21 protein-coding genes are annotated in these 20817 nt (G+C 69.0%); 11 read left to right on the plus strand and 10 right to left on the minus strand.

All coding sequences use genetic code 11. From position 1 onward, the window contains the following. Window positions 1-959 (plus strand): SUKH-4 family immunity protein (locus J0695_RS05490; RefSeq protein WP_206960689.1); only part of this gene is annotated, 959 nt, incomplete at its 5' end. Between the two features lie 105 nt (window positions 960-1064). On the opposite strand, the gene J0695_RS05495 is transcribed toward J0695_RS05490, so the two are convergent. Genes J0695_RS05495 through J0695_RS05505 form a run of 3 tightly spaced genes read right to left on the minus strand, consistent with a single transcriptional unit; the run spans window position 1065 to window position 2829 of the window. Beyond that, complete coding sequence (locus J0695_RS05495) at window positions 1065-1436, minus strand: hypothetical protein (protein WP_206960690.1); 372 nt, start codon at window positions 1434-1436, stop codon at window positions 1065-1067. Window positions 1437-1458: 22 nt separating this feature from the next. Next, a complete protein-coding gene (locus J0695_RS05500) occupies window positions 1459-2496 on the minus strand; it encodes a WXG100-like domain-containing protein (RefSeq protein WP_206960691.1) in 1038 nt (345 codons plus the stop codon). Between the two features lie 6 nt (window positions 2497-2502). Next, the gene (locus J0695_RS05505) at window positions 2503-2829 is read right to left on the minus strand and encodes a WXG100 family type VII secretion target (RefSeq protein WP_206960692.1); all 327 of its coding nucleotides are present in this window, start codon (window positions 2827-2829) and stop codon (window positions 2503-2505) included. A gap of 159 nt (window positions 2830-2988) precedes the next feature. Here J0695_RS05505 and J0695_RS05510 point away from each other — a divergent pair, with 159 nt between their 5' ends. From J0695_RS05510 to J0695_RS05535, 6 genes are all read left to right on the plus strand, one after another. Then, a complete protein-coding gene (locus J0695_RS05510) occupies window positions 2989-3612 on the plus strand; it encodes a hypothetical protein (RefSeq protein WP_206960693.1) in 624 nt (207 codons plus the stop codon). Window positions 3613-3686: 74 nt separating this feature from the next. After that, window positions 3687-4337 (plus strand): hypothetical protein, encoded by a 651-nt coding sequence (locus J0695_RS05515; protein WP_206960694.1) that lies wholly within the window; start codon window positions 3687-3689, stop codon window positions 4335-4337. Window positions 4338-4396: 59 nt separating this feature from the next. Beyond that, window positions 4397-5053 carry a class I SAM-dependent methyltransferase gene (locus tag J0695_RS05520; protein ID WP_206960695.1) on the plus strand — a complete coding sequence of 219 codons (657 nt, stop codon included), beginning with the start codon at window positions 4397-4399 and terminating at the stop codon, window positions 5051-5053. A gap of 217 nt (window positions 5054-5270) precedes the next feature. Continuing rightward, a complete protein-coding gene (locus tag J0695_RS05525; RefSeq protein ID WP_206960696.1) occupies window positions 5271-5534 on the plus strand; it encodes a hypothetical protein in 264 nt (87 codons plus the stop codon). Window positions 5535-5595: 61 nt separating this feature from the next. Continuing rightward, a complete protein-coding gene (locus J0695_RS05530; RefSeq protein WP_206960697.1) occupies window positions 5596-6564 on the plus strand; it encodes a MerR family transcriptional regulator in 969 nt (322 codons plus the stop codon). After that, window positions 6554-7234 (plus strand): DUF1707 SHOCT-like domain-containing protein, encoded by a 681-nt coding sequence (locus J0695_RS05535; RefSeq protein WP_206960698.1) that lies wholly within the window; start codon window positions 6554-6556, stop codon window positions 7232-7234. Before J0695_RS05530 ends, J0695_RS05535 begins: the two co-directional genes overlap by 11 nt. Before the next feature lie 30 nt (window positions 7235-7264). Here J0695_RS05535 and J0695_RS05540 read toward each other — a convergent pair whose 3' ends face one another. Further along, window positions 7265-8158 (minus strand): LysR family transcriptional regulator, encoded by an 894-nt coding sequence (locus J0695_RS05540; protein ID WP_206960699.1) that lies wholly within the window; start codon window positions 8156-8158, stop codon window positions 7265-7267. A 99-nt stretch (window positions 8159-8257) separates the two neighbouring features. Between J0695_RS05540 and J0695_RS05545 the strand changes: the two genes are divergently transcribed. Next, window positions 8258-8614 (plus strand): DoxX family protein, encoded by a 357-nt coding sequence (locus J0695_RS05545; protein ID WP_206960700.1) that lies wholly within the window; start codon window positions 8258-8260, stop codon window positions 8612-8614. A 49-nt stretch (window positions 8615-8663) separates the two neighbouring features. Here J0695_RS05545 and J0695_RS05550 read toward each other — a convergent pair whose 3' ends face one another. Beyond that, window positions 8664-11807 (minus strand): GH92 family glycosyl hydrolase, encoded by a 3144-nt coding sequence (locus J0695_RS05550; protein WP_206960701.1) that lies wholly within the window; start codon window positions 11805-11807, stop codon window positions 8664-8666. Window positions 11808-12069: 262 nt separating this feature from the next. Here J0695_RS05550 and J0695_RS05555 point away from each other — a divergent pair, with 262 nt between their 5' ends. Beyond that, complete coding sequence (locus J0695_RS05555; RefSeq protein WP_206960702.1) at window positions 12070-12807, plus strand: SAM-dependent methyltransferase; 738 nt, start codon at window positions 12070-12072, stop codon at window positions 12805-12807. Between the two features lie 93 nt (window positions 12808-12900). On the opposite strand, the gene J0695_RS05560 is transcribed toward J0695_RS05555, so the two are convergent. Then, complete coding sequence (locus tag J0695_RS05560; protein WP_372445706.1) at window positions 12901-14367, minus strand: arabinofuranosidase catalytic domain-containing protein; 1467 nt, start codon at window positions 14365-14367, stop codon at window positions 12901-12903. A gap of 500 nt (window positions 14368-14867) precedes the next feature. On the opposite strand from J0695_RS05560, the gene J0695_RS05565 reads away from it, so the two are divergent. Next, window positions 14868-15512 (plus strand): dihydrofolate reductase family protein, encoded by a 645-nt coding sequence (locus J0695_RS05565; RefSeq protein ID WP_206960704.1) that lies wholly within the window; start codon window positions 14868-14870, stop codon window positions 15510-15512. A 46-nt stretch (window positions 15513-15558) separates the two neighbouring features. Here the strand turns inward: J0695_RS05565 and sigJ are convergent, their stop codons facing one another. After that, window positions 15559-16506 (minus strand): RNA polymerase sigma factor SigJ, encoded by a 948-nt coding sequence (gene sigJ / locus J0695_RS05570; protein ID WP_206960705.1) that lies wholly within the window; start codon window positions 16504-16506, stop codon window positions 15559-15561. Between the two features lie 143 nt (window positions 16507-16649). On the opposite strand from sigJ, the gene J0695_RS05575 reads away from it, so the two are divergent. Further along, window positions 16650-17060, plus strand: coding sequence for a hypothetical protein (locus J0695_RS05575; protein ID WP_206960706.1), 411 nt, complete (start codon window positions 16650-16652; stop codon window positions 17058-17060). Between the two features lie 48 nt (window positions 17061-17108). On the opposite strand, the gene J0695_RS05580 is transcribed toward J0695_RS05575, so the two are convergent. The 3 genes from J0695_RS05580 to mycP form a co-directional block, all read right to left on the minus strand. Next, window positions 17109-18359: a S8 family peptidase gene (locus J0695_RS05580; RefSeq protein ID WP_206960707.1), complete on the minus strand. Its 1251-nt coding sequence runs from the start codon at window positions 18357-18359 to the stop codon at window positions 17109-17111. Beyond that, on the minus strand, window positions 18356-19147 hold the full coding sequence (locus tag J0695_RS05585) for a hypothetical protein (protein ID WP_206960708.1): 792 nt from the start codon (window positions 19145-19147) through the stop codon (window positions 18356-18358). The genes J0695_RS05580 and J0695_RS05585 overlap by 4 nt, the downstream gene beginning before the upstream one ends. 260 nt (window positions 19148-19407) lie before the next feature. Next, window positions 19408-20760 carry a type VII secretion-associated serine protease mycosin gene (mycP, locus tag J0695_RS05590; protein ID WP_206960709.1) on the minus strand — a complete coding sequence of 451 codons (1353 nt, stop codon included), beginning with the start codon at window positions 20758-20760 and terminating at the stop codon, window positions 19408-19410. Window positions 20761-20817 lie beyond the last annotated feature (57 nt).

Here is a 20817-nt window from a genome sequence, read left to right on the forward strand (position 1 = left end):
CGACCGGCGAGGAGACCAGCCTCTTCAAGAACGCCGGTGCCGGACTGCCGCCCGTGGAGTACCAGGCCTGGTCCGAGCTCCGGCGGATGAACGTCCCCGAGAGCAATGTCGTCGCGATCCACACCGATCTGCGGCCGGCGCTGCTGCCCGGCGGGTACACCTCGCAGGTGCTGAACGCCTTCCCCAGCGCCCAGTTCTCCTGCACGCAGGAGTACGGAGCGAGCCCCGCGGAGCGCGCCCAGGGCATCGCGTCGCTGACCCAGCACGCGGAGCTGATGCACCAGCTCGCGGGTCAGCAGGCGCCGCCGCGGATGCGGATCGTGCCGGTGCCCGCGCAGGTCGCACCGGCGGAGCCACTGCGCGATGTGGCCGTGGGCCGACTGCTGACGGAGGTCTTCGGGGCGGACGGCGTACGCCGTTACGACGCCGACGACATCGCCGCCACCCGGTTGCCCGAGGAGACGAAGAAGACGCTGACCTGGGCCGGGCTGCCCGCCGATGTGCCGTACTTCTTCACCGCCGACCGCGATGACGCGCCGCCCGCGGGCGGTCTGTTCGCGGACGGGGCCACGGCCGCGCTCGCGATCGGGACGCAGGCCGCGGAGTCCGACGTACGCAAGCTCGCGCACTTCGCCCGGATCGGGTCGGACGGCCTCTGCACGGTGATGGTGCAGATCGATCCGTCGCGTGCGACGCCCGACGGGCTCGGGTCGGTCTGGGCGGTCGATCTGGCCACGGCGAACACCCGGTGGGCCGGCACCTCGGTCGCCGCCTTCGCCAGGTCGCTGGCGCTGCTGGCCTCGACGCGGGCGCGGATGCGGGGACTTGACCCGGTGACGGCGGGCGCGGCGGTCGCGACGTTCCAGGAGCAGCTGGTGGCGATCGACGCGGCGGCGCTGGGCGACGCGGAGAACTGGTGGTCCGTGGTGGTCGAGCAGATGTGGCACGGGCTGTTCTGACCGGACGGCTCGGAGATACGACGAGGCCGCCCGCGCAGCTCTTCTGCTGCGGGGGCGGCCTCGTCTCGTGCCCAGTGGCCTGACCCAGTAGCCGAGGCCTGGTGTCTAGTACAGCGAGAAGCCTCCGCTGTGGCGGCCCGGGGGCTTCTTCTGGTCGCCCGACGAAAGGGTCGGGCCGTCGTCGGGGGCCGGCTGCTCTTCCCGTACGGCCTCGCGCTCCTCCTCCGAGGCCGCCTCCCACTTCTCGCGCAGGGACGCGGTGCCTGCCAGCAGGCCGCGCGAGACGGAGGGGTCGTCGAGGGCGTCACGCAGGGTGATGCGGCCCGACATCAACTTCTTCGCGGCTTCCTGCAGTTCGCGGTTGCCGCCGTCGCTGTCGGCGAGCTTGCGCAGCGTGGAGTTGAGCGAGCGGAGCTGTGCGGGCTCCAGCGCTTCGTCCCAGACGCCGGGCTGTTCGGGGGTCTGTGGTGCGGCCATGTGGCTTGTCCTCTTCTCTCGTTCAGCCGAAGTCGGAGCGGACGCGGTCCGCGTGCGGGGACCGGCGGTGCGAGCCGGAACCAGAACTCGCGCTCGGGCTCGCGCTCGGGCTCGCGCTCGTATCGGAGCTCGTACCAGAGCCCGGGCTCGTACCGGAGCTCGTGCCCGAGTTCGCGGGCTCCGCCGCGTCGCTGCCCGACCCCTGCTCTGCCGCGGCGTCCGGGCCGCCGCCACCCGCGAGGTGGTTCAGTCCGTTCCCCGCGTGCTCGCCCGCCCGGTCCGTCGCCGCCTGCAAGTATGTACGAGGGTCGGCGAGACCCTCGATGTTCTCCTTGACGCCCGTCAGGCCGTCCTTGATCCCGGTCGTCGCCGACTCCTTGAAGGTGTCCAGGCCTTCGGACGCCGCACCCTTGAGGTCGAAGCCGCTCTGCGCACCGAAGTTGACCTTGACGCCCTGCTCGACAAGGTTCTGCGCCATCCCCGTCGCGGCCTCCTTCGCCGCATCGGTCACGGCCTGCTTGACCATGTCCTTCAGCGCCTGCAGGGAGGCTTCCTTGAGGGTCTTGGTGATCGTCTCGACGATCACCTTCTCCAGCTCGTCGAGCACCCTCCGTACGATCACGCGCGTGATCTGCGTGGCGCCGACCGCTCCGGCTTCGGAGAGGCCGAAGGTGAAGGGTGCGGCGGCCTGTGCGGCGGCAATTTCGAATGCCAGCGCGACGAGCTGCGCGATGACCGTGACTTTGCTGATCACGACGTTCACCGCGACCACGTCGAGTGCGATGGCGAGGGTCTCCGCCATGAACTTGGCGTCGCCGAGATATCCGTCGCCCGCGTACTTCTGCCATTCCTTGTCGAACGCCTCGGTGGCGTCACCGGAGTTCGCGGCGCGGATCGCACCGGCGGCCGTCATTCCGGCCTCTTCGAGGCGCCCGACCTCGGCGCCGAAGGCCCGCCAGGCGTCGGCGGTCTGGACGATCTTGTCCTCGTCGGCCTCGGGCCATTCGTACCCGAGCAGTCCGAGCACCCACGCGATTTCGCCGGGAAGCATCAGTGACATGGCTGATCAGCTCCCGGCCGTGTAGGTCATCGTGACGATCTCTTCGGTCTTCTCGTAGTTCGCGCCGGTCTGCTGGAGCTTCGACCCGATCCCCTTCAGCCGCTCGGCGAGGGACTCCATGGAGTCGTTCATCCCGTCCTTGACCGGCTGGTAAACAACGTCGAACGGGCCACCGATGGTGTCCGCGCCCCACGGCGGCTCATCCCCTTCGAGAGCGGCGAGCGTGTCCTTGAGCGTGGCGGCGGCGACCGCGAAATCGCCGCCGATCTTCGCGAATTCGCCACCTTGGCTCTTCAGTACGGACGGATCGACGTCGAACCCACTGCCTGGCATGCGTTGTTCCCCCGGTTTACTTTCACTTTGCAGTTGGAATGCGATCAAGCCGGTACCCTAGCGCACCGATGTGACATTCAGCCCGGTATGCCACGGCCGTCACACACGCCCCCCACACCCTGCACAGCAAAGGACGAACTCACGGTGACTCAGGTTCCGTTGGCACCGAACGCATTCTCCCCCGCGCCCGGCGGCCCCACCGTCCTGGGGCGTGCGGCCGGTGCCGGATTCCTGATCCTCGCGCTCCTGGCGGCCGCTTTCACCGCGTACCAGGGAGCGAACACGGCGGGCTGGATCGGCACGCACGGCGAACTGACCGTGCAGTCCTGCGACACCAGTCCGGTCACCACGCACCGGGCCCGCCGGCACGGCAGCAGCCGCCATGTCACCTGTTACGGCACGTTCGTCTCCGACGACGGCAAGATCCGCGACATCAACGCCCAGATCGAGGACGGCAAGCGGCGCTACCTGGGCGGCGCCAAGGTCTCGGTGCAGCGCACGGGCGCGCCGACGCTCTCCACGGACACCGACGCGAGCTACGTCATCACCGCGCCGTACCGCGCGGGCGGCTGGTTCGCGGGCTTCTTCGGATCGTGGCTGATCTTCGCGCTGGGACTGCTGTACATGGCCACCGGCCATCTGCCGGCCGGGCGCAACAAGGTGTCGTTCTCCACCACTTGGGATGCGGCGGGTCGCGGACGTGTGCGTGCGGCGGCGATCGTCATCACCGTCGCGGGATTGGTGGGGGCGGCGGTGGCATTCCTGGTGGGCCTGGTGGCCTGAGGCCGCGAGAGACCGGCAAAGGCCCGGCCACCGACCCTGCCGCCGCCCTCCCTCACCACCCTAGGATCGCCAGCATGCCCACTCCTCCCGTGCAGTCCCCCTCCCCCGACGCCACCGTCATCCGTACAACGAGCAACGCCTACAAGGTCGTTCCCCTCGCCATCGTGCTGAGCGCCATCGGGCTGCTGTGTCTGGCCGGCGGGGCCGCCGCCGCCGTCGGTTACGGCGACAGCGACCCCAGCGCCAAGGGGTACGCGGGGATCGTGATGGGGCTGTTCATCCTCGCCATCGGGCTGCTCTCGCTCTTCCCCCTCTGGAAGGGCCGTCAGCTGCGGGTGATGCTCGACGCGACCGGTCTCTGGCTGGACAACGGCAGCACCCGGGGCGTGGTCCGCTGGGACTCGCTCGCCGGAGCCGGCGTCCACTGGAGCGAGCTCGGCCGCCGCACGAAGCTGTACTCCCTGGAGCTGCACCCCTCGGGACCCATCGACCGCGACGACCCGGCCCTGTGGGTCCTGGTCCGCGACGAGGAGCCCCTGGCCCCTGACCTCCCGCGCCTGCGCTACCGGCTCCCCTTCGCCCCGGCAGCCGTCGACGAGATGACAGCGGCGGTCCAGCGCTACGCCCCGCAGCTCTGGCTCGGCGTGACCCAGCGCGCGTCGGGCCACATCGGCATCCCGGACCACAAGGGGCACGCACAGCGGATCGCCGGCCGTACGAGCTGAACCGTCGGCCCCCGGTCCGCCCGATCCGCCCGATCCGCCCGGGGCTACGCTCTCCGCCCATGACCGAACAGCCTCCCCATCTGCACACCACCCGTACCTCGTACGACACGGTCGCGGCCGACTACGCCGAGCTGCTCAGCGGCTTGCTGGCGGAGATCCCGCTGGACCGCGCGATGCTCACCGCCTTCGCCGAGCTCGTGCAGGCCGACTCCAACGGCCCGGTCGCCGACATCGGCTGCGGGCCCGGCCGCATCACGACGTTCCTCGACACGCTCGGGCTGGACGTGTCGGGCATCGACCTGTCGCCAGGGATGGTCGCGGTGGCGCGCGAGGCGTACCCGCATCTGCGCTTCGACGAGGGGTCGCTGCTGTCCCTGGACCTGGCGGACGGCTCCCTCGCCGGTGTCGTCGCCTGGTACTCGATCATCCACACGCCTCCGGAGCAACTCCCGCTGATCTTCGCGGAGTTCCACCGGGTACTGGCTCCCGGCGGCCGGCTGCTCCTCGCCTTCAAGGCCGGCGACCGGCGCATACATCTGGAGCACGCGTACGGCCACGATCTCTCGCTCGACGTCTACTGGCTGGAGCCGGACCATGTGGCCGGGCTCCTGGAACAGGCAGGTCTGGTCGAGCAGACCCGGGTGATCCGGCAGCCGAACGCAACGGAGAAGGGCCCGCAGGCGTACGTACTGGCCTGGAAGCCGGGCCGGTCCTGATCGGCCGCGGCAAGCCCGCGTTCCAGCCGACGGACGCCGCACCTCAACTTTGTCCCTGCGGCGGGGAAAATCTGCGTCACCGCTTTCCCTGGAGTGCACAAAGCTCCCTCTGAATAACCCAAACCCCCTTCCCGGCGGCTCACCGTCCGGGAGAGGTTTGGTGTGTGACCACGCTCGCGAGCAACCCGCCTGCAACAAATAAGAGGACCAGCACCACGTGAATGGCACCCCCGGCGCCACGGCAGCCCTGGTCGCGGTCGGGCACCACTACTCCCACTCCCCCGGCTGGGACGACTTCTTCGTCGCGCTCGTCCTGGTCGTCGGCGCCACACTCGCGCTCCTGGGCATGCACTCGGGAGTCACCGCGTGGCGCACCGCCGGACCGCCGCGCGGCCGGGCACTGCGCGGCGCGCTCCTCGGTACGGGACTGCTCCTGGTCCCCGGGCTCATGATCGCCGCATTCGGCGTCTGGCTGTACTGAACTCCGCCGCCGTATGTCCGATGCTTGAGTCTCCGGTAGGGGGAGACGGCACGGTGAAGACATGAACGGCGACGCGCACGAGCACGCACGCGCACTCTGCTCGATCGGTGACCTGGCACGGCGGACCGGACTGACGGTCAAGGCCATCAGGTTCTACTCCGACAGCGGGCTCGTGCCGCCGGCCGACCGCACCCCGACCGGTTACCGCCTGTACGGCACCGAGGCCGTCGCCCGCCTGGAACTGCTGCGGACCCTGCGCGATCTGGGCATCGGCCTGCCCGCGATCCGCAAGGTCCTGGACCGGGAGCTCACGCTCACCGACGTCGCCTCGGCGCACGCCGAGGCCCTCGCGGTGCAGATCCGGGTCCTGCGACTGCGGCATGCGGTGCTGACGGCGGTGGCCGGTCGCGACTCCACCCCTGAGGAGATGGAACTGATGCACCAGCTGGCCACGCTCTCCGAGGACGAACGCCGACGCCTGATCGCCGACTTCCTCGACTCCGCCTTCGGCGGCCTGGACGGCGCCCCCGCATTCGCCGGGATCGCACGCTCGATGACGCCCGAACTCCCCGAGCACCCCGAGCCCGAACAGGTCACCGCCTGGGTCGAGTTGGCGGAACTGTCCCGGGACCCGGAGTTCCGTGCCGCCATGCGGCGGACGGCCGAACACCTTGCGGCGGAGCGCGCCCCGGCGCTGCGACGCGATCTCGTGGCGACCGTACGCGACGAGGCGGACCGGGCTCTGGCGGCGGGCATCGCCCCCGGATCACCGGAGGCCGCACCGTATGTCGCGGCGCTCACGGCGCACTACGCGCGGACCGTCGGCTCCCCCGACGACGACGCGCTCCGGGACCGGCTGCTGACCCGCCTCGAAGGCGCGCACGATCCGCGCAGGGAGCGCTACCAGCAGCTGCTCGCCGTGATCAACGACTGGCCGGCACCGGAGAGCCCGGCCGCGGCGATCAGTTGGGCCGTCGAGGCGCTGTCCCACCGGCCGACGCCGCCACTAGAGTGGAGAAATGTCCGGTGAACTGGTTCCCGATCGCAGTCGGCTGCGCGCGTCCCACGAGGACCGCGACCAGGTCGTGGAGCGGCTCCAGGTCGCCGCGGGAGACGGCAGGCTGACCTCGGAGGAGCTGGACGAACGGCTGGGGGCGGCGCTCACGGCCCGTACGTACGGCGAGCTCGAAGCGCTGCTCGTGGATCTCCCCGCGACCGCAGGCCCGGCGAGGCTGACGGCCGGCGTTCCCGCCGCGCCTCCCAAGGAGCTGTCGCGGATCGCGGTCAACAGCGCGAGCACGCGGCGGGACGGCCCCTGGGTGGTGCCGCAGCGCATGGAGATCGAGACCCGGAGCGGCGCGGTCGTGCTGGACTTCACCGGCGCGGTGATCACGCTGCCCACGCTGGAGATCGAGGCGTCGGTGCACTCGGGGTCGGTGACGCTGGTGGTCCCGCCGGACGTCTGGGTGGACGTCGACGAGGTCACGTCGCACAGCGGCAGCGTGCGCAACCGGGCTCTGCCCGACCCTTCGACGCCCGTACGGCTGCGGGTCCATGTCTCGGGGAAGGTGCACAGCGGCAGCATTCTCGTACGTCCGCCGAAGCCGCCCCGCCGGGGCTTCTGGCAGTGGCTGCTGCGACGGCCCGGGCGGTCCGGACGGTCCGGGCGGTCCGGGCAGGCGCCTGCGCTTCCGCGCTGACGCGCGGGAATCCGTACGGCTGGATCCGGGTCACCGCGCACCGCTGTCCAGGCAGCAGCGTACGAAGTCCCGCACCACGGGGTTCGTGTCGTCGCCCGGCGCCCACGCGACGCCGACCCCGCTGGGGCTGACGCCGCTGACCGGGCGGTAGACCACACCGGGGCGTGCGTAGAAGCGGGTCGAGGACTCGGGGGCGAGGGCGATGCCGTAACCGTTGGCGATCGCGCTCAGCCATTCGTCGGGCTGGTCGGTGACGGCGCCGATGCGGACCGGGTGGCCCTCGCGCTCATCGGTGGCCAGCCAATACCCCTGCCACCAGCCCGTTTCGGGCGGGGCCGCCACGAACGGCTCGTCCCACAGGTCCCGGAAGTCGATCTGTTCGCGTACGGCCAGCGGATGGGACGCGGGGAGCGCCACCCAGCGGTCCTCGGTGAACAGCACCTCCACCCGCAAGGTGTCCTGGCCGGGGAAGGGCAGCCGTAGCAGCGCGGCGTCGACCTCCCCGTCGGCGAGCCCGGCGGTCGGGTCCGACCAGGAGGCCTGGCGCATCTCGGCCCGCCAGCCCGGTCGGCGGGCGGCGAAATCCGCGACGATGCCCGGCGTCGCCTCGTTGGCCGCGCTGGCGAGGAAGCCGACGCGCAGGACGCGGGACGCCCGCCGGGCCGCACTCTTGGTCTCCCGCAGGGCCTGGTCCCAGCCGGCCAGCAGCGTCGGCACGCGCGCGGCGAGGGCCCTGCCAGGATCGGTGAGGGTCATGCCGGCACGGGAGCGGATGAAGAGTTCCACCCCGCACCGGGTCTCCAGCTGCCTGATCTGCTTGGTCAGCGCGGGCTGGGACACGAACAGCAGCTCTGCGGCCCGGGTGAGGTTCCCCTCCTCCGCCACGGCGACGAAACAGCGCAACAGCCGGGTGTCGACATCCATGCCGCCAGGTTATGGATGCACGTATTGGACGCCAAGCCGGCAGCGCGACGAGGCTGGATGCAGCAGCCGCAAGCGCGGTGGAGCAGGAGGGAAACCCGCATGTACATCGCATTCGCCGTCGTCGCCGCCCTGACGATCGCGGCCAACGCCTTCGAGGCCGTGGCCAACATCGCGCGCGCCAGGTTCGTCGTCGCCAACGCGACGGAAGTGGGGGTGCCCGTCTCCTGGCTCCCGATGCTCGGCTCCCTCAAAGGGGCGGGGGCCATCGGGCTGCTGCTGGGGCTGCTGGGCGTCCCGCTCGTCGGCGTCGCCGCCTCGATCGGTCTTGTCCTGTTCTTCATAGGGGCGGTCGCCGCCCATGTCCGCGCCCGGGTTTTCTACAACATCGCTTTCCCCGGCACCTTCCTGGCGCTGGCGATCGCGACTCTCGGTCTCGTACTGACTGTTGATCGGTGAGCGGCCTGCGGGGAACACCGCCCCCCGCAGGCCGCCCCGTACCCCACCGTCAGCCGAGCCCGACGGAGTACACGTGCAGCTCACCGTCCTTCGGCAGCGTCACGCTCTTGATCTGCTTGCCATCGGGCACCTGGAAGGGTGTCGTGGCGAAGACGTACGCGGTCGGCCCCGTGCCTCCGCCCTGATTCCTGGCGGCCTTCCCCACCAGCGTGTTGCCGAAGACCGGATCCGTGCCGCCGCCCGGCAGGGTCCAGTCGCCGAACGACAGGTCCGCGGTCCCCGTGGTGCCGTCGGTGAAGGTCACCGTCGCGCTGCCCTTGTGGTCGCCGTTGGTCGCCGAGCCCACGAACAGCAGACGCTTCGCGTCCTTGGCGGGAGCCCCCAGATCGATCGTCTGGCCGCCCGCGACCAGGTTGTCGGGGCGCCCCTGCGGTGCGGCGGGCCACATGAACGATGTGCCCGAGGCCTCAAGACGCGCCCCGCCCTTCAGCCCCGCGGCCGCGAGCCCCTGCCGCGAGTAGGTGTTCCCCGCGGCGTCGTAGTCGCCCTGGCCGTGGTCGGCGTCGTCGGACGTCCCGGTGTTGTCGTACGCGGCGGACAGGCTGCCCTCCGCGGCGACGAGCACGTACGCCGAGAGCTTCACGGGATCGGCCCCGCCTGATCCGCGCACGGTCAGCGGGATCTCGTAATAGCCCTCGGGGGTCCCGGGTCCGGCCGTGACGGTCAGCCCGGTGCTCCCCGAACCCGTACGCGCGTCGAGCTTCAACTGCCTGCTGCGCGCGCTGAGTTCCAGACCCTTCGGCGCCTGCGCGGTGACCGTCAGGCTCCGGTCGTGTCCGCCGAGCCGCTGCGCGTCGACCGTGATGTCCGCCCCGGCACCGCCCGGTACGACGGTCGACTGATTGGGCGTGGCGTTGGCCAGGAAGGAGTGCTCACCCGTGCGGTACGAGGGCGGCGCGGCCTGCGCGGAGGTCGCCCAGTGCGTATCGGGGGTGCCGGACAGGCTGAAGTCCAGCCGCCCGCCGTTGCGTACGACGGACTGCGGCAGATAGGTGCGCTCCCAGTCACGGCCGTCGAGCTTGAGGTCGTGGACGTACGGAGCGGTCGCGGCCGCCTGCGGTGCGCGGATGTCCAGATCGCGTCCGCCGCCCGGGAGATCGAGCACGGCACGCTCGAACAGGGGGCTGTGCACGGAGAGATCGGGTGTGCCAGGCGTCGAGGGATAGACACCGAGCGCGGCCCATACGTACCACGAGGACTGGGCGCCGAGGTCGTCGTTGCCGGGCTCGCCGTCGGGGGTCGGGCTGAAGAGCGTGGTGGCGATGTCACGCACGGCCTTCTGGGTCTTCCACGGGGTGCCGAGGTGGTTGTAGACCCACGGGACACCGAAGTTGACCTCGTTGCCCGCCCACATGTACGGCTCGTTGGGGCCCGCGTTGAGCTTCGTGAAGAAGGTGTCGAGCCGCTCGGACGTCGCGTCGCGCCCGCCCATGGCCTGGATCAGACCGGCCGTGTTCTGCGGTACGAGCCAGTTGTACTGGGCGGCGTTGCCCTCGTCGAACCCGTCCTGGCCGAACTTGCCCGGCGCGGGCGGCTGGTAGCCGGGACCGTCAGGGAAGCGGCCGTCCTCGCCGCGCGGCTGGAGGTAGTCGGTGGCCGGGTTGAGGATGTTCTGCCAGTTCTGGGAGCGCTGGGTGAAGGTGCGGGCGGTACGGTCGTCGCCTGCGGCCTTCGCGAGCTGCGCGATGCCGAAGTCGTCGATCGCCCACTCCAGGGTGACCGAACCGCCGACGCGCGCGTGGTCGCCGCGGGAGGCGTCGTTGTTCGGTGCGTAACCGCGCTCGACGTAGTTGGCGATGTCGGGGCGCTCCTTGTACGCACCCGGGGTGTCGTCGACCGTCGTCGCACCCTTGACCAGGTACTTCAGCGCGGTCTTGAGGTCGAAGTCACGGGCGCCGAAAGCGTAGAGGTTGGAGATGAGGGCGACGGAATTGTCGCCGGTCATCTGGCCCGTGTAGTCGTTGGCGACCGGCCAGCGCGGCCACCAGCCGCCCTGCACCGCGTCGTTGACGAGCGACTGCGCCATGTCGCTCGCCTCCTTGGGCCAGAGCATCGCCTGCAGCGGGGCGAGCGAGCGGTAGGTGTCCCAGTCGGAGAAGTTCGCGTACTGGTGACGGCCCTTGGGCAGCGTACGGATCTTGTTGTCGAAGCCGATGTAGCGTCCGTCGGCGTCGTCGAACGTGTTCGGGTGCATCAGCCCGTGGTAGAGCGAGGTGTAGAAGGTCTTCAGCTCGTCGGTGTCCTTGCCGGCGACCCGGATCTTGCGCAGTGCCTGTGTCCACTGGTCCCGGGTCTGCTGCCGGAGCTTCTCGAAGCTCCAACCGGGCACCTCGGCGGCCTGGTTGGCCTCGGCGCCGTCCACGGAGACGTACGACATCGAGATCTTGGCCTGCACCTTGCGGTTCGTGGCCGTGTCGAAGGTCAGATACGCGCCCGCCTTGGGAGCGTCCACGGTGTCGCTGCCCTTGGTGACGGTGGTGCCGTCCCAGGTGCCGTGCGCGGTGAACGGCTGGTCGAAGGTGATGGCGTAGTGGACGGTGTACTCGTTGCCCTTGCCGCAGAAGTTTCCGGTGGTGGCGGAACCGGTCACCTTCCGGTCGCCCACGATGTGCATGTCGGCGGCCTTGTCGCCCGCGAGGCTGGCGCCGCCCTTGACCAGGATCTGGGCGGGTGCGCCGCCTTCGGAGCCTTCGGGGAAGGTGAAGGCGGCGAGTCCGGTACGGGTGGTGGCGGTCAGCTCGGCCCGTACCTTCGAGTCGTCGAGGGTGACGGCGTAATAGCCGGGCTCGGCCTTCTCGTCGGTATGGGAGAAGTGCTCGACCTTGTTCCAGGGGGCGTCCCCGATGTCACCGGTCACGGGGAGGATCGGCACGTCGCCGAAGGCGGTGCAGCCGACCGAGGCGTGATCCATGCTGAAACCGCGGATGGTGTCGCTGTGGTACTGGTACCCGGCGTAGGAGCCGGGAGTGTCGGGAGAGAACTGCATCATCCCGAACGGGGTCGACGGGCCGGGGAAGTTGTTGATCTCGCCGACGCTGGACCCGCCCCTCCCGGTGCCGATGAGGGGATCGACGTAATCGCTCGGATCGGCGACGAGCTGTGCGCCCGCGATGGCTCCGGAGGCGACTGACAACGTTGTCACAGCAGCTGAAGAAGGCGCGGCTGTCCCCACGAACAGCGTCGCCGCGACCGCAGCGAGTGCACCCCGAGTCTTCCAACGTCTCACGCGTACCTCCTGCTAACGAGCGGCTCAAACGCACCACACACTCAGGGACGAACGGCGTCAGGTCAAGAGCCAGGCAGGGAATGACAGTTGCTCCGCACGCCTCCCACGGGCACCCGGCACACCGAAAAACGTGATGCCCGACGGCATCCGGCGATGCCACACTGCGCCGGTGAACCGCGAAGAGATCTCCAAAATCGCCCACACCCACCACTCGATCAAGTCCCCGCTCGACGACGAATCGGTGCGCCGCCTGCTGGAACGCGGCACACCGCGCGGCGACGAACGGATACTCGACCTCGGTTGCGGCGGCGGGGAATGGCTGCTGCGCGCCCTGGCGATGCACCCGCGGCTGCGGGCCGAGGGAGTCGACATCTCCGAGGGGGACCTGGCGCAGGCCGAGCGGACGGCGGACCGTCAGGGCGTCCGCGAACGCCTGGTCCTGCACCGGCAGGAGGCGGCGGCCTTCGCCTCTCCGTACGCGTACGACCTGGTGCTCAGCGTCGGCGCGGCGCACGCCTTCGGCGGTCTGCTGCCCACCCTGGCAGCGGCCCGCAAGCACCTGGCACCCGGCGGCCATGTCCTGATCGGCGAGGGATTCTGGGACCGCGACCCGTCCGGGGAAGCCGTGGAGATGCTCGGGGAGTTCGCCGATCTGGCGACCACGGTGGAGCGCGTCGAGGCCGACGGATGGACTCCGGTCGACGGTCACGTCAGCTCGCGCGGCGAACTGGACGACTACGAATGGTCCTGCTGGGGATCGCTGTCCACCTGGGCCCTGGACCACCCGGCGGACCCGGACAGCGCGCAGGCACTCGCGACGGCCGCGACGCGGCGCTCGGAATGGCTGCGGGCCTACCGTGACACTTGGGGCTTCGTCACGCTGATCCTGCGCCGGACGTCGGACTGACGGCGCCGGCTCCGCCCCCTGCAGGGGGCGGAGCCACGCACATGCATCGCGGCCCGCTGTCCGCTTTCCGCTTTCCGCTGTCCGCTGTCCGCGTCAGGGCGCGATGTTCCACTGCTGGCAGGTGTTGTCGAGCTGGGCCCACTGGCGTACGGAGGTCCCGTTGGCCGTGCCGCAGTTCGTCACGTCGAGCACATTTCCGTTGCCGACGTTGCTGATCGTGTAGTGGCCGCCGACCGCCGTGACATCCCACTGCTGGCACAGATTGCCCAGCGCGGGCCACAGGTCGATGGCGGTGCCGCTGGCCGCGCCGCAGTTCACGGAGTCCAGCGTCTTCCCGCTGTTGACGTTGGTGATCGTGTAGTGGCCGTTGCCGGCGCCGGCGAACTTCCACTGCTGGCAGGTGTTGCCGAGCGAGGCCCACTGGTCGATCGAAGTGCCGTTCGCGGTACCGCAGTTCACCGCATCGAGGACCTTGCCGCTGTTGACGTTGGTCAGCCGGTAGGCGGTACCGGTGGCCGGGAAGGCGGCGGCCGGTTTCACGTAACCGGCCGAGACGATATTGCTCTGTACGGCGTTCTCGGCCGCGTCCGTCGGATAGCCGTTGGTCAGGACGCCCTCGAAGAACGACCCGTCGGATCCATTGCTGTTGTCACCGCCCGTACCCAGCACGATGGCGCCCTCCTTGTGCATCGGCGTGTAACCGCCGATGTTGGGCAGCGCGCCGCTGTACTGCGTCTTCAGGCTGCCCGACTGGGCGTTGCCGTCCTTGATCGCGTACGTCGTCGTGCCGTTGTTCTTGAGCAGGGCCGTGACGAAGGTGCTGGACCTGCCCGTGTTGCCCGTGTAGGAGCCGTTGGCACCGGAGAAGAGCCCGTTCTCCAGGTCCGCCATGACCCAGGGGCCGGATCCCGAGCACGGGGCGAACCAGCACTCCGTACCGAAGTTGATGGCGTCCATGTGGCCGTTGCCGGTGTCGTTGCCTGACGTCTCGGCGTTGCCGTAGTCGAAGCAGCACCGGTTGTTGACGTGCGTGCCGCTGGTCACCATGTACGCGCCCTGGGCGGTGCTTCCGGTGGGAACGCCCGTCGTGCTGTTGTCGCGGTAGCCGACTCCGGCAGACACCCAGACGCCGTACGCCGCGTGGCCGCCGACGGTCACGGGCAGGGCGTTGGCGATCGCGCCGACGTCCGCGCCGCCGTTGCCTCCGGCGCCCTCGATGGTGAGGTGATTGTGCTGGGAACTCTGGTCGTAGATCTCCGTGATGATGCACGTCGTACCGGAGCAGAACGAGTCCTGCGCGGCGGCGTTGGCATAGCCGCCCGCGGCGAGCGTGCCGATGTTGGCCGTGGTGCCGTCGGACGCGCGTTTGACCTGGTAGAGGGAGCCGCTGTACGCGGAGAAGAGTGCGCGCACGGTGCTGTGCGCGGCGACGCAGGGTGTGCCGGCGGCGGCGTAGATGTCACACGGGAGTGACCCTGCCGCCTGAGACGTGCCGATGCCGACGAAGGTGCCGAGGATGAGTGCAATTGCCGCGGCTGCGGAGAGCAGCGTCTTTCTCACGTGCGGAAGCCTTGGCCGAACAATCATTGTTCACCTTTCCTTCGTCCCCGTGAAGAGCGGTGCACCTGACTGACGGCCATGACTATGACTTCGGCTCGAAGGCACGTCAAGATTCCGAACAGGGAATAAGCGCGAGGGCCCGTCTCAATATTGATGAGAAGCCCTTGAGGCCGTCGACATGGAGCACATCACCGCAGGTCACACCAGTCCACACGGATACGTAGGCGATTCCCCGCCAATAACAAATCCGAACGTGTCTCATGTTCGAGGATTCGAACGACAGAGAAATTCGACGCCGCACCGACCGAGATATCGAACACGTACGAAATCTCGACCACCGGCGCGACCGGACCCGCCGAAATACGGGGCCGGGCGGCGAGCAGTGGAAAACTCCGCAGGGGGCACCGGGTGACCCGGCTGCCGACCGGCCTCGGGCACAGCGATGAGTTTTCCCGGCCCGGCAAGTCTCACCATCATTGTCGACAGCACAGGAGGAACACATGGCTCAGCTGCTGAGAGTCCAGAACTTCAACGTCTCGAGTGACGGAATCGGCGCCGGTGAGGACCAGACCCTCGAAAGGCCCTTCGGTCATGTCGAGCCCGGGGATCTGTCCGCCTGGGCAGGCGCCACGGCGAGCTGGCCCATGCGCACCGATCCCGGGGGCAGCCGGGGCCTCGACGACTACCTCACGCGGGACTACGCCCGCGACATCGGCGCCGAGATCATGGGCCGCAACAAATTCGGGCCCCAGCGCGGGCCCTGGCAGGACCATGAGTGGCAGGGCTGGTGGGGTGACGAACCCCCTTTCCGTACCCCGGTGTTCGTCCTGACCCACCACAAGCGTCCTTCGCTCACGCTCTCCGACACCACGTTCCACTTCGTCGACGCCGACCCTGCCACGGTCCTCGAACAGGCACGGGAGGCGGCGCAGGGCAAGGACGTCCGGCTCGGCGGCGGGGCCACGACCATCCGGGAGTTCCTCGACGCCGACCTCGTCGACACCCTGCATGTGGCGGTGTCGCCGCTGAAGCTCGGGACTGGAGTGCGGCTCTGGGAGTCGCCCGATGAGCTGCTCGACCGGTTCCACCTGGACGTCGTTCCCAGCCCGAGCGGGGTGACGCACCACCTGTTCTGGCGAAAATGACGGGTCCTCAGGGCCGGCCCCGGGCTGCCTGATCGCTGCGTACAGCTCACATCCGGGCGGTCCACGAGCGGAGCTTCTCCGGGTTGCGGACCGCCCAGATGCGCGTGATGCGGTCGCCGGTGAGGCTGAACGCCGCCACGGTGACGGTGACCCCGGCATGCTGGGCGACCAGCCCGGGGTGACCGTTGACCGTCCGCTCCAGGAGCACAAGACCAGGGGCCTTCCCGGCGATGTGGATCAGATACTGGGCGATGCGCTCGCTGCCCTCGACCGGGCGGAGTGCGGCGCCGATCAGGCCGCCACCGTCGGCGATCATCGTGGCGCCGGGGTCGAGGAGACCGACGAGGGCCTCGATGTCCTTGGCCTCCCACGCCTCCTTGAAGTGCCGCACCAGACCGGCCTGCCCTGCCGTCGGAGCCGCCGGGGTCTGCGCTGCGCGGATCCGCCGACGGGCCGAGGACGCCAGCTGCCTGCAGGCCGCGGGCGTCCGGCCGACGATCCCGGCAACCTCGGCGAAGGGGTACCGGAAGACGTCGTGCAGGATGAACGCCACGCGTTCGGCCGGCGTCATCGATTCCAGCACGACGAGGAAGGCCATGTTCACCGACTCGTCCAGGGTCACGAGGTCGGCGGGGTCGACCGGCTCGGTCCTGCCACCGCCCACCCGCCCGCTGAACCACTCCGTACGGTCGGGCAGCGGCTCGGGTATCCATTCGCCGACGTAACGCTCGCGCCTGGCCCGCGCCGAGCCGAGCATGTCCAGGCAGATACGGCCGGCCACCGTCGACAGCCAGGCACCGGGCGACTCGATGGCCTCTTGCCGTTCCCGCGACATCGCGTACCAGCGGGCGTAAGCCTCCTGCACGGCGTCCTCGGCCTCGGCCAGCGAACCGAGCAACCGGTAGGCGAGATTGATCAGTTGGCCCCGCTCGCCGACGATCGCGCTCAGACCCGGCTCGGACCGGTCATGCCCTGCCTCGGACGGGCTGCTCATGTCGCGACCGCTCCTCTACTCGTCCGGCGTCACTCCTGCGCATGGCGGGACCGAAGCTTCGCCTCACATCTCGCGGGCCCACGTCGTCGGAGTACCGAGACACTACCGATCAAGTGCCGCAAGGCAGAAGAGGGGACCGCGTCATGAGCGCACAGACGGCGGCAGTACGGGGCAGACTCACGTTCCTGCAGGTCGCGATCGCCCTGCAGACCTTGACGATCTTCCTCCAGTCGGTCAGCGCCGGGCTCCTGCTGTCCACGTCCTACGGCGAGGCACTGCACAGCGCCGGAGCGCGCGTGATGTACGGCGCGTCAATGCTGTACGTGCTCGCCGCGATCCTGGCGTGGCGACCGGGCGGCGGATCGCCCCGCCCCATCCTGTACGCGTCCGGCTTCCTCGTGCTCGCCTCGGTGCAAGTGGTGCTGGGCGTCGCCCACATGCCTGCGCTGCATGTCCCCCTGGGCATCCTGATGTTCGGGCTGAGCGTGCTGGCGCTGGGGCATGTACTGACTCCGCGCTGGTCGGCGCGCTCCGGCACCCGTCCCGAGGCGTGACCGGGATCCCGGTGTGTGCGCCCGGCATTGCCGGGCGCACACCGGGTGCTACTGCCCCTGATACGGAGGCTGTTGAGGCGCATACGCGTTCGGAGCCTGCGCCTGCGCCTGGGCGGGGTAACCGTGTTGTACGGGGATCCCGTTGGGCGGCGGCACCATACTCGCGGCCGCAACCTTGCGTCGGCGCAGCAGCACCATGACCAGACCGACGATCAGCATCAGCAGTCCCACGCCTGCGGCGCCGAGGCCGCCCAACCAGATGGGCTGCTCCATCGCCGCGTGGCTGGTCTTCGACTCACCGTCCGGAGTGGCCAGATGTTCCTTGCCCTTGTACGGCATCACCGCGGCCCTGTCGGCCGGTGGCGAGCCCGCCGCCCGTACAGCTGCCGCCGCATTGATCTGGCCATAGCCCACCAGCGCGTTGTGGCCACCTGCCGGATGGTGCGCGGTGCTGGTCAGGATCGACCGCACCTGGGCAGGCGAGAGCTTCGGGTTGTGCGCATGCATCAACGCCACCACCCCTGCGGCCAGCGCCCCGGCCGGGGACGTCCCGCTGACTTTCCGGTAGCCGCCGGTCCTCGCCGCACTGAGGATGTCCACGCCGGGCGCGGCCACCGCGTTGTGAGTCCGAACGGTCGAGAAACTGGCGCGGGAGCCGCTCCGCTGTGTCGCGGCGATGGAGATCACGCTGGCGTAACCGGCCGGGAAGCCACCGTCGTTGCCTTCGGACGCGGAGTTGCCGGCGGAGGCCACGATGCTCACGCCATGGCTCACCGCGTAGCCAATGGCCTCGGTGTCGGAGGAGTTGTAGATGGCGAAGACGCTCCCCAGGGACATCGAGATGACGTTGGCACCATGGGTGACCGCGTACTTGATGCCCTCCGCGATCTGGGTCGGGCTCCGGTCGAGCTTCCCGGACACGGCCTTGCTCTCGTCGATGATCCTGACCGAGAGGATCCTGGCTTCCGGCGCGACCTTGAGAACATCCGATGCCATCGCCGTACCGTGAACACCCCAGCCCGGGTCACTTGTGCCGAGACCGTCGTCGAGGAGGTCGGGGCCGCTGATCACCTTCCCCTTCAGCGCGGGGTGGTCGGGAGAAACGCCACTGTCGAGAACTGCCACCGTGACACCGGCGCCCTTGCTGATCCTCTGGGCCGCCGGAAGACCCAGCGCAGCCGACTCCCAACTGCTGGGTACAGAGGCGGCGTCGGCGGCAGCGGGCCCTGCGGCCACGACACACAGGAGAGCGCTCAGAGCTGCTCCGACGACGGCGTTCTTGGTCTGTCGGATGCTCACTGTGCGCTCCCCATCTGGATCTCATCGATATAGGAAACGAACGAAGACGCAAGGTCGGTCGCTGAGCCCTGCCACGATGTGCGGTCCATTTTCCCGTCGACGTCCTCTTCTCCCCATTCCCCGGGGAGCCCTCCCGCGACCCGGCCGTCCGCCGCGCCTGCCGTTGCCGCCACTACGTACGGCATGCTGTCGCCGCCGACGGGAAGGAGACCGGAACCGCTGCGCACCGCATCGGTCCACCCCTCGGCAAGGGATCCCGGCACCGCCAGGGCGTGCACAGCTGCTTCGAGGCCTTCTCGCCCGTCGAAGAAGTCCGCCATCTCCCGCCGCTTGGATTCCCCGCCGGGGATCACCATCAGCGCCACCGTCGCAATGGTGTTGCCGGTGGGGTCCACATACGTGGCGCGGAGCGCGGCCTCACATCCGAGCTCCTTGGCTTTCGCCAGCGTCTTCGCGGACAGCCCCTTGTCGCAGGCGGTCTCCTGCGAGATCCCGAGTCGCCGCCACAGCGCGCGTCCGGTGTTGGAAAGCTTTCCTTCGTAGTCGGCGTCCTTTCCTCCGAGAGTTTCGGGGAAGAGGTGGTCGACCGGCTCGTCCTTCCACAGCGAGAGCCCGTACTTGTAGTTGGGGGTGGTCTGCCGGCTATTGCTGTAGGCGTGCGCGGCAAGTGCACTGCCCCCGGTGAGGAGGAGCACGCCGACAAGGGCAATGACAAAACCGAATCCACGGCGAACGCCGGCACCGCGCCCTGCCGGAGGCGTGGGATTCGGAGCACCCATGGGCTGCATCCCTGGAGGAGCGGTGGGCAACGGCGGCGGAGTGGCGCCGTACCCGGGCCCTGGCCCTGGCCCCTGCGACTGCCAACCGCCGTACTGGGGCTGGGGCTGCTGCCCGTACGGATTCCCACTGGCTGGATTGCCGGGTGGCGTCGGGTAGGACATGAATACCTCTCTGACGAATTTCCCCACGACAGGGCTTGGCGCATGACGGCATAAAAAAACGGGGGGCGGGTTGAAAATCCCCGCCCCCCGACTAGAACGAGCAAGCGCTACCGCGCATACGGGTTCGACCCGTCCGACGGACCCTGCTGGGGCGCCTGCTGTCCGTACGGCTGGGGACCCTGCGGGTACTGACCGGGAGAGTTGGCGGGGTACTGCGGCTGATTCGGGTAGCCGCCCATGCCCTGCACGGGGGTGCCGCCACCGGGGCCACCGGGGCCACCGCGATTGCGGCGGCGGAGGATGACCGCGATCACGATGCCGATGACCACGACGGCCGCGATGCCTCCGACGATGGCGATCAGGGATCCCGAGGAGGAGCTGTCCGACGAGGACGCCGAGTCCTTGGTGTTGGGCGCATCAGACTTGCCAGATCCGGGGGCCGCCTCGGACTTCGTGGCTGTCGGGGCCTGCGCTAGCGGGCCCTCCTTCGGGCCCGCGGGGATATCCATCGTGAGGGCCATATAGGGGCGGATGATCCCGTAGCCGTAGAACTCGTCGGCCTTCGTCGCACTGGCGGTGCCGGCCGGCTTCGCCGACTTGATGAGTCTGTTGATCACCTGGCCAGCAGTCAGGTCAGGATATTTAGAGCGCACGAGAGCTGCTGTGGCAGAGACCAGAGCCGTGGCGTCAGAGGTCCCGGAAGCTTCCGCGTACCCGCTGGAAACGTTGGGATTTACGCTGGCGATGTCGACACCAGGTGCTGTCAGAGTGACACCGGAGCCATGATTTGAATTACCCCAGATGTTCAGCGACTGGTCGACAGCACCAACGGCAACCACCCCTGGAAGCGCTGCGGGATAACTTACTTCCGTGCCGTCGTTCCCAGTTGCAGCCAAAACTACAACATCGTGCTCTTGCGCGTAGGCGATAGCCTTCGCACCGTCGCTCCCGGGATCCCCGTTGTGATCGCCAAATGAAAGATTGATCACCGACGCACCGTGATCTACTGCATAACGAATCCCCTGGGCCCAGGTCTTCACGTCGAGCCCTCCCTCTTCCTTGAGGGAAGCGCGCACGGGAATGATCTTCGCCTTTGGCGCGAGACCTGTAATACCAGAGGAGTTGCCGGGACCGTGGCCGTGTCCAGCGATAAGTGACGCCATGCTGGTGCCGTGACCAACAGGGTCTTTGTCCGGCCCACCGCTGGCGGTGGTGACGTTCACGCCCCCCACAAGCTGTCCGGTCAGGTCCGGCTGGCTGCCGTCGACACCGGTGTCAACTACAGCAACCTTCACTCCCTGACCTTGCGTTTCAGCCCAGACCTTCTGTGCGCTGACCACATCCAGATACCACTGCTTGTCTCGGATGTAGTCGGCCGATGCAATCGGTGCTGAAGTGAGGAGCAAAGCTCCCGTCAAGGCCACAACTCCCGTCGCGGACCAGACTCGCTTGACACCCATTGCTTGCTCCTCACTCAACTGCAACTTGTAACGCTGGAGCGGCCCGCCCGGACCGTG

It is taken from the genome of Streptomyces beijiangensis (genome assembly GCF_017315755.1).
GTDB lineage: Bacteria > Actinomycetota > Actinomycetes > Streptomycetales > Streptomycetaceae > Streptomyces > Streptomyces beijiangensis.